The sequence below is a fragment of the Cytobacillus stercorigallinarum genome (assembly GCF_014836495.1).
Classification (GTDB): Bacteria; Bacillota; Bacilli; order Bacillales; family Cytobacillaceae; genus Cytobacillus; species Cytobacillus stercorigallinarum.
Genome location: NZ_JACSQT010000001.1, coordinates 631,814 through 645,055, shown reverse-complemented (window position 1 = coordinate 645,055; position 13,242 = coordinate 631,814). Strand labels below are relative to the sequence as shown.

13 protein-coding genes and 1 riboswitch are annotated in these 13,242 nt (G+C 34.7%); of the genes, 2 read left to right on the top strand and 11 right to left on the bottom strand.

The features are described 5' to 3' along the window. Nucleotides 1–30: 30 nt before the first annotated feature. From H9655_RS03270 to H9655_RS22805, 6 genes are all read right to left on the bottom strand, one after another. On the bottom strand, nt 31–852 hold the full coding sequence (locus tag H9655_RS03270) for a metallophosphoesterase (protein WP_191810816.1): 822 nt from the start codon (nt 850–852) through the stop codon (nt 31–33). Nucleotides 853–1,160: 308 nt separating this feature from the next. After that, nucleotides 1,161–1,619 carry a YpbF family protein gene (locus H9655_RS03265; protein WP_191810815.1) on the bottom strand — a complete coding sequence of 153 codons (459 nt, stop codon included), beginning with the start codon at nt 1,617–1,619 and terminating at the stop codon, nt 1,161–1,163. Nucleotides 1,620–1,682: 63 nt separating this feature from the next. Then, nucleotides 1,683–2,423: a LysM peptidoglycan-binding domain-containing protein gene (locus H9655_RS03260; RefSeq protein WP_191810813.1), complete on the bottom strand. Its 741-nt coding sequence runs from the start codon at nt 2,421–2,423 to the stop codon at nt 1,683–1,685. Then, on the bottom strand, nt 2,420–3,010 hold the full coding sequence (locus H9655_RS03255) for a CPBP family intramembrane glutamic endopeptidase (RefSeq protein ID WP_191810811.1): 591 nt from the start codon (nt 3,008–3,010) through the stop codon (nt 2,420–2,422). The genes H9655_RS03260 and H9655_RS03255 overlap by 4 nt, the downstream gene beginning before the upstream one ends. Then, nucleotides 3,000–4,502 (bottom strand): RecQ family ATP-dependent DNA helicase, encoded by a 1,503-nt coding sequence (locus H9655_RS03250; RefSeq protein ID WP_225230389.1) that lies wholly within the window; start codon nt 4,500–4,502, stop codon nt 3,000–3,002. Before H9655_RS03250 ends, H9655_RS03255 begins: the two co-directional genes overlap by 11 nt. Further along, on the bottom strand, nt 4,502–5,554 hold the full coding sequence (locus H9655_RS22805; RefSeq protein WP_191810807.1) for a helix-turn-helix domain-containing protein: 1,053 nt from the start codon (nt 5,552–5,554) through the stop codon (nt 4,502–4,504). The genes H9655_RS03250 and H9655_RS22805 overlap by 1 nt, the downstream gene beginning before the upstream one ends. A 310-nt stretch (nt 5,555–5,864) precedes the next feature. Between H9655_RS22805 and H9655_RS03240 the strand changes: the two genes are divergently transcribed. Next, nucleotides 5,865–6,113 carry a ferredoxin gene (locus H9655_RS03240; RefSeq protein WP_191810805.1) on the top strand — a complete coding sequence of 83 codons (249 nt, stop codon included), beginning with the start codon at nt 5,865–5,867 and terminating at the stop codon, nt 6,111–6,113. A 267-nt stretch (nt 6,114–6,380) separates the two neighbouring features. Here the strand turns inward: H9655_RS03240 and H9655_RS03235 are convergent, their stop codons facing one another. Next, the gene (locus H9655_RS03235; protein ID WP_191810803.1) at nt 6,381–6,965 is read right to left on the bottom strand and encodes an ECF transporter S component; all 585 of its coding nucleotides are present in this window, start codon (nt 6,963–6,965) and stop codon (nt 6,381–6,383) included. Between the two features lie 156 nt (nt 6,966–7,121). Next, nucleotides 7,122–7,288, bottom strand: a riboswitch (FMN riboswitch). 263 nt (nt 7,289–7,551) lie between these two features. Between H9655_RS03235 and serA the strand changes: the two genes are divergently transcribed. Continuing rightward, nucleotides 7,552–9,126 (top strand): phosphoglycerate dehydrogenase, encoded by a 1,575-nt coding sequence (gene serA, locus H9655_RS03230; protein WP_191810801.1) that lies wholly within the window; start codon nt 7,552–7,554, stop codon nt 9,124–9,126. 130 nt (nt 9,127–9,256) lie between these two features. Here serA and H9655_RS03225 read toward each other — a convergent pair whose 3' ends face one another. The 4 genes from H9655_RS03225 to sigX all read right to left on the bottom strand — a co-directional run bounded on the left by H9655_RS03225 (nt 9,257) and on the right by sigX (nt 13,000). Next, nucleotides 9,257–10,069: a histidinol-phosphatase gene (locus tag H9655_RS03225; RefSeq protein ID WP_191810799.1), complete on the bottom strand. Its 813-nt coding sequence runs from the start codon at nt 10,067–10,069 to the stop codon at nt 9,257–9,259. Between the two features lie 176 nt (nt 10,070–10,245). Next, the gene (locus H9655_RS03220) at nt 10,246–10,893 is read right to left on the bottom strand and encodes a peptidoglycan DD-metalloendopeptidase family protein (protein ID WP_191811363.1); all 648 of its coding nucleotides are present in this window, start codon (nt 10,891–10,893) and stop codon (nt 10,246–10,248) included. A gap of 267 nt (nt 10,894–11,160) precedes the next feature. Further along, a complete protein-coding gene (locus tag H9655_RS03215; RefSeq protein ID WP_191810797.1) occupies nt 11,161–12,474 on the bottom strand; it encodes a hypothetical protein in 1,314 nt (437 codons plus the stop codon). Further along, nucleotides 12,449–13,000: an RNA polymerase sigma factor SigX gene (sigX, locus tag H9655_RS03210; RefSeq protein ID WP_095372719.1), complete on the bottom strand. Its 552-nt coding sequence runs from the start codon at nt 12,998–13,000 to the stop codon at nt 12,449–12,451. The genes H9655_RS03215 and sigX overlap by 26 nt, the downstream gene beginning before the upstream one ends. Nucleotides 13,001–13,242: the final 242 nt, after the last annotated feature.

The following is a 13,242-nucleotide window of genomic DNA, read 5'->3' as shown; positions in this document are numbered from 1 at the left end:
CTGCCCCCTGCCCAGAACCGACTCTTGAGATTAGTGTATGGTATATACTTTAGTTGGTGAGTCGTCCTTAACATTTCCTTCTAAACTTGGATATAAAGAAAGAATATGAGTTTGTGCAGGTGCGCCAAGCCTTAAAGGCAAGGCTGTTGTCCCATAACCATTACTGACAAAATACGGTATATCATTTTTATATTTCATTCCGCCTTTTTCATAGGGTCCCCTGTTAAAAATACGAATTTGTCCCCCATGGGTATGTCCAGAAATCATAAATGAAATTTGGTGTTCTGGTAATAAATAGTCCACAATACCAGGATCATGGCTTATGAGAATACGACAGCCATTCCCAGCATCCTCAATGGCCAGATCAATCCGATCTCTTTCCCTACTAAAATCATCTGTTCCGAGTAACACGATACGTTCACCATCTGAACCTTCAAAACTGACTGCTGAATTATCAAGGATTTTCACTCCGAGATCTAATAGCAATGCATCTAGCTCATGAAAATCCACCTCATAATCATTATTCCCCCATACAAAGTAAGTCGGAGCAATAGATACAAGCTTTTCTATATTCCGTTTCGTCCTCGCCAAAGGTACTCCCTTCTCTGTTAAATCTCCCCCAATGCAAACGATGTCTACCTTTTTATCTTTAACAACTTGAATCAACTTTTCGGATAGCTCTCTACGATGGATATCAGAAATAAAAAAAATATTTAATCCTGCAAGACTTTCTGGTACACCTTGTATTGCCACCTTTCTCACTTCAAGTGTATCTTTATGTGCCTCCTTATACATATAAACGACGACTCCAACGAAAATAAACAGGAAAACACCCGCTAATAGAATATACATGACTCCACCTCTTCTTATATGTACGAATATATAAGTTAGTCAAAAAAACTAAAAAAAGGATGCTCTAAAAACGAACAACCTAAATATGACTTATCTCGTTTCTACAAACTTAATACTTCTTGTGAGCTTGACCAATTGCCGTTGTGATGGCGGGTTCTCGACTGTGTACCTTTGTAACAAGTTCTTCGATTCCTACAATGCAATCAAAAATGGGGTGCGTTTTAGTCATCTATTTCCCCTTAAGTTCTCTGTTTCTTAAGTGTTACCAAATAACAAGTATGCTATTGCTCCCTATGCTTCGATGATGATTATTTGTTCTCATGAAACAAATTAATATCATAATTTTTCTTCATCATATTAAATACATGATGCCGATTTTTCCACTCATCCTCTTTTTTCCACAAGTCTTTACTCTTATCGATGATCTCGCATCTAAGTGCATGATATTCTTTTTCAGCTTTATCGCGCTTCTTTTGTAATACGACCATATATCCATAAAGCCCAATCAAAGTTACCATGCTATATAAATTGAATGGTTGATTAATATAAACAGAAAAAACAGAAGCAAAAGAATAGGAATAAGGTAAATAAAATTGATAATACACAAAGATGACATAAGCAAATGTTAGAAATACAACTAGCCACATAATAACCAAATGCCACTCTTTCAATAGATCATATTTCGCTTTTCTCTCAACTACTTTTTGAAGCATTTGTCTCGTTGCTTGATCTGTTCGTTCATCCAGTTGCTTAATTGCCGGTTCCATCGAACTCCCCCCAGTCATAGCTATGCTTGCCCACAGTATATGATTGGAGGAGTGGATTCATGACTAGTCGAGTGGAATCTTTAATACTTGGCCAACGTATATTTCTTCAGATGGTAAATTATTAGCAGCCTTAATTTTAGCAATCCCATCTGGGGACTTATAATAGTTCATGGCGATTCTATACATTGTTTCTTGTGATTGAACCGTATGCTGCACAACTTTTGTTGTTTGTTTTTTTTCTTCCTCTTCTTTCGCCTTTTGTTCCGCTAATGCCTTCTCTTTTTGTTCAGCTTCTTCCCGTGCTTTTTTTTCTGCCTTTTCCTTTTCTTTTTGCGCTGCTTCTTCTTTCGCTTTCTTTTCGGCTTCTTCTTGTTTTTTACGTTCTTCCTCTTCTTGTTTCTTCCTTTCTGCTTCTTCTTGTTCTTTCAATTTTGCTTCTTCAGCTTCGTTCTCCTTTTCTTGATCTTCTTTATCATCAGGGACGGCTGCAACCTCTTGTGATGAACCGTTATTTTTGTTATTTGATATTCCGACAGTTTCAAAATCCTCTTTTTCAGCTGATGTTGAAGACTGTTCAGCTAGCATAGGAACAAGATAATAAACAGACAAAGCCACTATTGGAACCATAATAAAAAATGCAGCAAGTAAACGAATCAGTGGGTAGTCTAATTTTTTTTCAAATGTTTGTTTTTCTTCTCTTGTACTGCTGATTTCCGCCATCACCAACTCATCATTTAAGTTGGCTTTTTGTAATCTTTGGCGATCTCTCTTTGCCTTCTCCCGATACGATGCCTCTTTATTCATCTATCTTCCCTTCCTGCTCTTTGACTTTTATAGATATATAACCCCAATAAACAATCAATAATAAAGTGCATGATAATTGTCGCTAACAAATTACCTGTCATTTCATATATCCAACCAATGAAGAAACTCAATAAAACGACATTTATAAATAAGAACCATTGAAATAAATAACGATAATGAACAAGAGCAAATATCACACTAGTCATTATCAATCCAAAATGAGTTTGCAGCACACCTCTAAATAACACTTCCTCACTAAAGGCAATTATTAATGTAATCACTACGATTTGGACTGGTGATAGTGAGCTGAATATCCTTTTATTTACCCCGCCATCATTATAATAGGAGGGAGGGAGCGTTCTCATCCCAATTATATCAAGAATTACAATGATTAATCCTGATAATAGACCAATCATAATAGATGGTCCATCCCATTGAAATAGCGCAAAAAAAGAGTGCCAAGACTGAAAAAGAAATAGACCAATAACTAGTGCAATAAATAGCAATAATACTTGTGTTAAATATAAATGAAATCTTAATTCTTTATCGGATAATAAACGGATGGTTTCTTCATACTTACTCTTCATTTTTCGAAGTCTCACTCAATAAAATTTCTTGCAAAATCTCTTCCCAATTTTCATATTCAGGCATTGTTTCACGCTTTTCAGCTTGCAAATTAGGATAGTTGCTACCATTACAATGATCGCAGCATTCTACTATATTTATTGTCGGTTGTTCACCAAAATATTGTAAGATTTTTTCTCGTCTACATGTGGACATATGAATATATTGATAAACAGTATGAATGGCTTCAAATTTAAGCTGCAATTGTTTATTCATCATCTCCTTTAGTTCATCTAAGGAAGTCGCCTCCTTATGATGAAGGATAGCATTACGATGAAAATCCTTTAATAATCGCATAGATGTTTCACTAAGATTAGCAATTGCTATAATTTCCTCTTCATATTTTTCCAACTCCCACCACCTTAGGGAGTCTTCTAAAAAGAATTGGCGTAATTTTTCCATTTGGCTATCGTTAATTAGTTCGGTTTCTACCAACTGCCTTGGTAGCTGCTCATCAAAAGGTGCATATAACAATAAAGCAAGACTAGTTTGGCCATCTCTCCCAGCTCTACCAATTTCCTGTAAATACGATTCCATATTCATCGGCATATGAAAATGGATAACATAACGAATATTTTCTTTATTAATTCCCATACCAAATGCACTTGTTGCACATATCACATCTAGTTGGTTATGGATATATTGTTGCTGAATAAGTATTCTTTCTTCATGATTCAATCCACCATGATAAATGCTCACTCTTTTTATACCATTCTCTTTTAATGATTGGGCACAAATTTCAGCCGTTTTTTTACTAGAAAAATAAATAATACCTGGACCGTGTAATGCGCTAACCCTCTTAATTAACACATCTATTTTCTCTTGATAACTTCCGACTTTCTCAACATGTAAAGAGATATTTGGTCGGTCAACTGAATAAAGAATATCAATACTGTTTTGCATATTTAAAGATTGCTTAATATCTTGTTTCACCCTATCAGTTGCTGTAGCCGTTAACGCCAATATAGGCGGATTCCCTAAGTCTTCCATTACAGTGCCGATCGCTAAATAGTCCGGTCGAAAATCATGGCCCCATTGAGAAATACAATGCGCTTCATCGATAACAAGTAATGTAATATTAATCTCACTTAACCTCTCCATGAATAATTTTGATTGTAGCATTTCAGGTGAAGTAAAAATAAACTTATACTGGTGCAAGTTTTTAAGTGCAGACATTTTTTTTTGGTAATTTAAAAAAGAATTAAATGCAATTGCCCGTTTTTCCCCTATCAATAGTAATTGGTCTACTTGATCCTGCATTAAGGAGAGAAGTGGAGAAATAATTAAAGTTGCACCTGGAAGCATATATGTAGGAAGTTGATAACATAATGACTTCCCAGAACCAGTTGGAAGCATGGCTAACGTATGCTTACCAGCCAAAACCGCTTTTATTGTTTCTTCTTGTCCATCTCTAAAAGACGTATAACCAAATTTTTCTCTCAGTAAATGTTTCATCATACGCTCACCGCACTTTTATGTTTAGCTAGTACAAGCCGTATCTGAAAATAGCTTGCTTCGGGAACGGATTGACGGATATATTTTAACTGTTTTATTCCATTTGTTGAAGTTTTCATAATGTTTCTTTGCACTTCTGGTGGGACATATATATCTATATCAAATGACGAATCAATGATGGCCAATTCCACAATATGGTCTTCAATTGTTCCTTGTTTTAATTGTCTTATTTTAATAATATCCTCAATATCGTATCCTTGATTTAAATAAATAGCTGTTTTTCTTGTTGATTGTGTTAGGTGTATCCACTCATTTTTCTCTTCTGTCTCTAATAGTTGCTCGAGTAAAGGATAAGAAGTCTTTCCTTTTACTTCAGTTAAAATCATGTGAATCACATTTGTAAAATGTAAATGATAGGTTAACACTGACATTTGTAACTGTTCAGCTGCCTGATGTGCCGTTAAACCAATTCGCTTACTTCCTGTTAACCTTAGTATAAGAATTAGAGGGTCTATTTTTTTATTCGTAAAAAGATGTTGTAACTCCTTAAACAATTGTGTTGCCAACTCATAGCGATTGAATCTATTTCTTTGAATAAAGTTTTTTATCCAATCAAGATGAGGTTTATTATTTTGGATTGGGAGATACCTCCCGTTATATGCGACTAGGTTAGAAATCACTTGAACCATAAGAGAAAGACGCTCCCAAAATAATTTGTCCATTCGATTATATGACCAGCCATTGAGATATATAGGGAGGATTGGTTCCGCATGCACTTGGATATATATATCCCCTTTTTCCGTTATTCGATAAGTCCCCTCATTGAGACAAGTAACATAATTCTTCTCAATAAGAAAATCTAATATTTGGTTAAATTCCTCTCTTGTCAAATGGGGTAATACATGAAAGTATTGCTTCAAGTGAAATAAATGAGCATCTTGTATTGTTTGAGATGACTTTTTGCCATTAAGCAAATGTAAAATGGCATAAGCCGTTCTCTGATTCTCAATTGATTTTAGACAAAATAAGACCAATTTCTGAATAACACTCACATTTCTCTCCCCTTTATTATGACTAATTAGTTTTTAGAATAGCATTTTCGTGATGAATTTGCAGATTTTTTCGACATTATTTAAATTTTTTTTGTTGAATTTTATTGTATCATGAAACCGTTATATACGTGATAATATCAGTCAATTTTTCCTCATGAACAACTTGAAAAGTCCCACCATAGACTATTCTAGATGGTAGATTTTTATTGAAATGTTTACAAGACAGATTTACAATAGAACATGTGGTAAGTGTTTCGGCAGATATTTTCGTGCTTTAACATGAAAAAGATTTTAAATAGGAGGTTATTCCATGGCGAAGTATACAATTGTTGACAAAGAAACATGTATTGCTTGTGGCGCATGTGGTGCGGCAGCTCCAGACATTTATGATTATGATGATGAGGGCATCGCATTTGTAACATTAGATGATAATGAAGGAATTGTAGAAATTCCCGATGTTCTTATAGAAGATATGATGGATGCATTTGAAGGCTGTCCAACAGACTCAATCAAAGTCGCAGACGATTCCTTTGATGGTGATCCGTTAAAATACGAATAGAACAAAACAAGAAAACGGACAAATCCTATTATTCACGGGTTTGTTCGTTTTTTAATGCGAATAAAGATCCTTCTTCCAAAATGAAACCAATGGGCTTTTCTCTTCTTTAGCTAAAAGATTAAATAATAGTGATCGAAAGTTGCCCATGAGTCTATTTGTGCTTTTCGAATGGTGAAACAATGGATAAGTAGCCATTCTACTTAAGCGGCATATGTTTATATATTAAAAGGCATCCAACTTTTCAAAGTTAGATGCCTCCTTTATAAATTAAGCAATCGTATTTAATGATCTTTGTTTATTAATCCAATTACCCATCTTAACAAATACAAGCATAAATACCGATGCCATTAAAATTCCTTTAATAAAGTTAAAAGGTAGAATAAACATGACTGCAGTTGAACGCATTTCTGGTCCTGACATTGCGGGCATATTTAAAAACATTGTATAGGCTGGTAAAAAGACGAAATAATTTAGCAAACTCATGGATACAGCCATTACACTTGTGCCAATTATTAACCCTATGGTCATGCCTTTTTTGGATTTCATCTTTGTATAAACATAATAGGTCGGCAAAATAAATAATAATCCTGCGACAAAGTTAGCAATATGACCAACAGGTACGCCAGTAGCGCTTCCAGTCATAAAATAATCCAACACATTTTTAAACAATTCGACCAGTATTCCCGCAATCGGACCAAATATTAATGCAGCCACTAAAGCAGGAATATCACTAAAGTCAATCATCAAAAAGTTCGGAAACGGTGGTAATGGAAAGTTTAACAACATAAGAATATACGCAATACTACTTAACATACCAATTGCAACAAAAGCTTTGACATTTAACTTCTTCAATTTTTCCTCTCTCCTTTTAGGCTATCTCTCCTATAGAAGAAAGTTCAGCAAATAAGCGTCTTTGCAAAATAAAACCCTCAAGTAAACTTGAGGGAGAATTGAACAAAGACATTCTTAATAAACGTTCGTGTAGTACACTTTGAACGTTAGCAGAACCTCCATCTTCTCCCATCCAGACTTTACTGTCGGCTTTGGATTCTCACCAAATCCTGCCCAATACAAACGCTTCATGCTAATTGCACTCCACTTTTAGGCTCGCGGGCTTAAAGTATTCAATACTTATCACCGCCGGTCGGGAATTTCACCCTGCCCCGAAGATAGACCATATTTATTTGACAACTTCATTATACTGAAAAACAATTCATTTGTGAAGCCTAAAATCGTACATATCTTGAATTAAAAACATTCCCTCCATTATGGACATCTGTCCTCAATAGATAAAAATTTTCTTCCCTCGAAGATCGTTTTATTTTATTACATTAAAGCGTTTCCATTTTAAACACAAACAATAAATCCAATTGACAGAATAATATTCGTCTTGTAAAATAATCAGATAATTAAGTAACCAACTTAGGAGGGTTCATACATGTATCAAATATTAGTGGCTGATGCCATTAGTGAAGAAGGCTTATACCCTTTACTTAACGACACAAATGCCGAAATTATTCAAAAGAAAACCGACGATCCAGAAGTTGATTTATCAACTATTAAGGCTTTGTTAGTACGTAGTGCTACAAAAGTAACGGATGAATTAATGGCGGAGATGCCTAACTTAAAGATCATTGCAAGAGCAGGTGTGGGTGTAGATAATATTGATGTCCCAGCAGCAACTAAAAGAGGTATTATCGTCATTAATGCACCAGACGGAAACACAATTTCTACGGCAGAGCATACTTTTGCTATGATGGCCTCCCTTATGAGAAATATCCCTCAAGCGCATAGCTCAGTTAAGAATTTGGAATGGAAAAGAAATCAGTATGTAGGTACTGAACTATTCGGTAAAAACCTTGGGATTGTTGGTATGGGAAGAATCGGGAGTGAAATTGCCAAGCGAGCAAAAGTATTTGGTATGAGTGTGTTAGTATTTGATCCCTTTTTAACGAAAGAACGTGCAGCAAAACTTGGTGTAGAATCTACTACATTAGATGAAATACTGCAAAGATCGGATATCATTACGGTTCATACTCCACTTACACCAGAAACAAAAGGGATTATTAATGAAGAGGCATTGAAAAAAACAAAAAAAGGCGTTCGCTTACTCAATTGTGCACGTGGTGGTATCATTGACGAGCAAGATTTAGCTAAATACGTGGCTAATGGACATGTTGGGGGAGTTGCACTAGACGTATTTGAAACCGAACCTCCTGGTGAACATCCACTTTTAAAATATGATAATGTAATTGTAACTCCACATTTAGGTGCATCAACAAAAGAAGCACAATTAAATGTAGCAACACAAGTTGCTCAAGAAGTACGGACATACTTTGAAGGAAATCCAGTATCTAATTCAATTAACTTACCAGCGATTTCCAAAGACATCTATGAAAAAATACAACCGTTTTACCAAATTTCTAAACAAATCGGAAATATTTTAACTCAATGTGTTAAAGAAGGGGTACATGAACTCTCTATTACTTACTCGGGTTCAGTGACAGAATTAGAGACTGCATATTTAACAAAAGCAATGCTATCTGGCTTCTTCAAAGGGAGAATAGATGTTAACGTGAATGAAGTAAACGCATTACTCACTGCAAAAGAGCGTGGTATCACTGTTGGTGAAAAGATTTCTACAGAAGCATTTGGCTATGACAACTGTATCTCAGTCACAGCAAAAGGCGAAGAAAATGCATTTACAGTTAGAGGTACCTTTATTGATCATTATGGACCTAGAATTGTCTATTTGAACGGCTTTAATATTGACTTCTTACCAGAGGGCAATCTTCTTTATATTCAACATATGGACAGACCTGGTGTTATTGGCCACGTAGGTCAAGTACTTGGAGATCACCATATTAATATTGCAACAATGCAAGTGGGTCGTAAACAAGCAGGTGGCGAAGCAATTATGGTTCTAGCTTTTGACAAACCATTAAGTGAAAATGAGCTTTCCTTATTGAATAACTTAGATGAGATTGTTTCTATTAATCCTATTATCTTATAATTCCTTCATGTAAGAGTGGTCTTTATTCGACCACTCTTCTTTATTTTTAGATAACCAAAATCAATAAAAAATGAACAGATTCAATTAGAACCTGTTCATTTTTTATTTGATAACTATTTATCATTATACCCTAGCCTAACGGATATTCTTTACGTTCACCTTTTGAAAAAGTCATGATGGATGAATAACCAATTTCTTTTGCTAATGCAAGCGATTGATTAAAGTCTGCACCAACATGCTCGGGAAAATGAGCATCAGATGATAGAACGATTGGTATATTCTTCTCATAACATTTTCGTAATAATCTTGGATCTGGATAAAGCTCACCTACAGGTTTTCTTAAACCAGCACTGCTTATTTCCACACATGTTTTTGATTGTGCTAAAGCATCAGTTGCTCTTTCGTATTGTTCTAAGAGAAACGCTTCATCTTGTGGAACATATTTAAAAATCTTCACTAAGTCAATATGGCCAACAATATCAAATAGATTAGATTGAGCCAAAGTGACTATCTGATCATAATATTTACGATATACATCGTATAGGTCGCGTCGTTCCCATTCCTTTTTGTATTCAGCTAAATCGATGCCAAAGTCACCTACCCAATGGACAGAGCCAATCACATAATCAAAATCATAAGATTGAATGAATTTCTCCATTTCCTTATGCTTTCCAGGTGTATAATCCATTTCAATAGACATCTTGACATCTATTCCTTTATCCCATGCTTGATGAAATAATGACACATAATCCTTCATATCATAATATCGTCTTTCATTCACCCATTTATTTTGCAGAATATCTGCCGTTTGATAAAAGTGATAAGCATGTTCAGAAATACCGAATGAACCAATATTTTTACTATTAGCAGCGTTTGTAAATTGTTCTAAATAGTCTAATGTAAGTGTACCGTTCTCTAAATGATTATGATAATCCGTTAACATTTTGCCTGCCTCCTCAATTGTATGTAACAATTATACGCCTTAAAAGAGGCATGGACAATGAGATTTAGACATTTTTTTGAATAATCAAACCTTAATTCATTTTGATTGAAAAATAAAAACCATGTTAATTTTTATCATATTAAATGTACCTTTGCTTAGATGCATTCCTTTTTAGTTTAAGGCATCTTTAATATTTGGTAAGGATATATGTTTTCCGTTCGCAAACCATTCTTATTAATCAATTCTGTTACCGACACATTATATCTTTCACTAATCGACCATAACGTATCTCCTGATTTCACTTCATATGTATCCATATTAGTCCCATTCATTTTTCCTGAAACAACCAGGGTATCCTCATCATGATTCAATACTAAAAAAGGATCAAGCGCATTCTCCTTTGAAAAGGTCCACTCGTTTGCGTGAACTTCAAAATGCAAATGAACACCAGAGGAATCACCAGTATTCCCCATTTCTCCTACTGTATCACCTGCTGAAATCACATCACCTTCAAATACTAAACGCTTTTTCAAATGAGCATAAATGGTTTCTGTATCGTTATCATGCTGTATAAACACAACATTACCATATGTATCAGAGAAATATGATCTCGTAACTACCCCACTATCAACTGAATGAATGGGTGTACCTATCTCAGCAGCAATATCAATCCCTTTATGATGTCCTCCCCTAGTTCCATATGTATCTGTGATGACCCCTTCTACTGGCCATACCCAATTCTTTGTTTTTTCTGGCCAAGAGTCTGCCCAAGCTTTATTTTCACCACTGAACAATAAACAAAGAATACATAGACTTCCGAACATAAATAAACGGCTTACTTTATACTTCAAAACTTGTGCCTCCTAAAGCGATTATATACTATAGACAAATTAATTATTTCTATGATAAACGACAAATCCTACCAAAAAACACATCCATTACTATGTACGAGTTTTTAAAAAATATGTATACAAAAAATAAATTTTACTTTTTTATTTGGCACTTTTATCAATATAATCTTTGTTAAAGACACAAAAAAAGTTGGTAATAATAGACTTTACTAGTCATAATTACCAACTTTTTGTTCTTTATTATGGCAAATCCCTTTTATTAGGTGCTACTGGCACTTGAATTTCTTTTTCTAAATCAAACCGACCAATTTGATCAATTTCGGTATTTTCCAACTTAACCTCATTATATTCAAATTCCTTGGCCGTTAATAGAATTGCTTCAATCGTATATAAAGTTTCCTCATCATTCTTAATATCAGCATCATCTTCAAAAGTGATTAATAATTGTTCATCGGACACGACTTCCGTTTCAAAGTCAATGTCATCAGGTATAGAAGCTTTCAAGTTATATGTTTCAATACCTGTTTTCATCGCTGCAAACGCATCTGTCACCGAGTTTATTTTTTTTCTAAACGGAACAAGGAAAGGCGTTGTCCACTCTTCATTAGGATAGTAAAAATAGTAGGCAGATTTATTAGGCGTATCTACTTGATTTATTTCTTCTGTAAAGCCTTCATTTCCCATCTCTACCCCTTGTTCACCATCTGTTAATAAATCGATCTTTTTTATATTAAAATCAGCCATCATATCCGTTAATATTTCTTTAATTGTTTCTGATTGACTGCTTGTAGTAATATTTGTTGCAGCATGAAAATCAACTGTAAGCACTTGATTTGAAGAATCATAATGAAAGTCCGCATCAAATGGGTTTAGCTCCCCTAATCCCCATTCCGCTTCTTTTAATTCTGACATATAATTAATGAATAATTCCATTTTAGACAGTTCTGCTTCTTTATTTACCATCACACTAATGGGGATAAAATTTTGAACATTATGATCTGGTATAGAATATGTTAAAACTTCCTCTTGACCTTTAATATCTTCCGCATAGACTGCAGTTGGTTCAATCACTGGTTGTTCATTACCATCATCGGCATCTCCTGCCTGTTCATTTTGAGCATAAATATCCCCTGTCTGGTCGATATCTCCTTTTGGCGTTCCTTCTTCATTCTCTACCTTATCTTCCGTATTTCCTTGCGTAGGATTACTTTCATCATTTGTAATCTCATCATTTGTAATCTCATCATTTGTGATTCCATCGTTTGCATCCTTTGGTTGAGTGGCATTCGATGCGACTTGGTTCTCTTGCTCGCTATTATCTACATCACTTCCGGCTGAATCTTGAAAGTTAATCATGGTCGGAACGAGAATACATAATAATAAAACTGCAACTGCTGAAGCTACAGAGGGGGTTAGCCACCTTTTTCTTTTCTTCTGCTCTTTATATATCATCATTTGTTGATACATATCTTGCTTACTTATGTGGTTGGTGATTTTAGGAAGTTGTTTCAATAGTTCTTCGATGTGATCATCTTTCCAATCTTGTTTTTTCACTATTTAACCCCTCCTTTTCCCACATGTCAGACATGTTTTTCTTCAGAGCCTTTAATGCTCTATGTTGCGTAGTTTTCACTTTACTTTCCGTCCAACCTAACGTTGCTGCCGTCTCAGCAATGGATAATTCTTGAATATATCTCATTATAATAACCGTTCGTTGATCGACTGAACACTTCTCCATGCACCGATAAATCATTTGGATTTCCTGGCTTTGCATAACAACTTCTTCTGGCATAGGGTGTTCATCTTTAATCTGTTGCTTTGACCAATCAAACTTTTCAATTATTTTTTGTTTCCAGCCTTTTTGTTTTCTAAATGAATCAATTGCCACATTCCTTGCAATAGAGAATAACCACGTTTTTTCACTACTCTTGCCTTCGAATTTATCATATGATTTCAAAACTCTTATATATACTTCTTGCATAAGATCTTCTGCCAGCTCTCGATCTCTCACCATATAAAATAGGAATTGAAATACATCCTGATGGTATTTTGTATATAATTCATCGAAAACGGAGTCCAATAACTTCCCCTCCCCGTTCATAAATAATAGTCGTTATTAGAATTAAAAAAGTTACACTCTAACTATAGTATTAATGAAATTAAAATGGAAGGATTTCTTTAGGAAATCTCTACTTGCTCATTTCGCTTCCTGTTACCTTTTAGTATCAAGCTGTTTTCGGACACAAGTTGGTTACATTCTGTCTGAATCATCGGAAAATACAATGTTATTCATATGTCGTTTTGACAGTAGCTATCTTTTCC

Bases quoted from the DNA above. Each gene is read 5' to 3' on its own strand.
- H9655_RS03255 (WP_191810811.1), bottom strand. From the start codon at position 3,010: ATGAAGAGTAAGTATGAAGAAACCATCCGTTTATTATCCGATAAAGAA.
- H9655_RS03265 (WP_191810815.1), bottom strand. From the start codon at position 1,619: ATGGAACCGGCAATTAAGCAACTGGATGAACGAACAGATCAAGCAACG.
- H9655_RS03225 (WP_191810799.1), bottom strand. From the start codon at position 10,069: ATGTTAACGGATTATCATAATCATTTAGAGAACGGTACACTTACATTA.
- H9655_RS03240 (WP_191810805.1), top strand. From the start codon at position 5,865: ATGGCGAAGTATACAATTGTTGACAAAGAAACATGTATTGCTTGTGGC.
- H9655_RS03270 (WP_191810816.1), bottom strand. From the start codon at position 852: ATGTATATTCTATTAGCGGGTGTTTTCCTGTTTATTTTCGTTGGAGTC.
- H9655_RS03260 (WP_191810813.1), bottom strand. From the start codon at position 2,423: ATGAATAAAGAGGCATCGTATCGGGAGAAGGCAAAGAGAGATCGCCAA.
- H9655_RS03220 (WP_191811363.1), bottom strand. From the start codon at position 10,893: ATGTTCGGAAGTCTATGTATTCTTTGTTTATTGTTCAGTGGTGAAAAT.
- H9655_RS03250 (WP_225230389.1), bottom strand. From the start codon at position 4,502: ATGAAACATTTACTGAGAGAAAAATTTGGTTATACGTCTTTTAGAGAT.
- serA (WP_191810801.1), top strand. From the start codon at position 7,552: ATGTATCAAATATTAGTGGCTGATGCCATTAGTGAAGAAGGCTTATAC.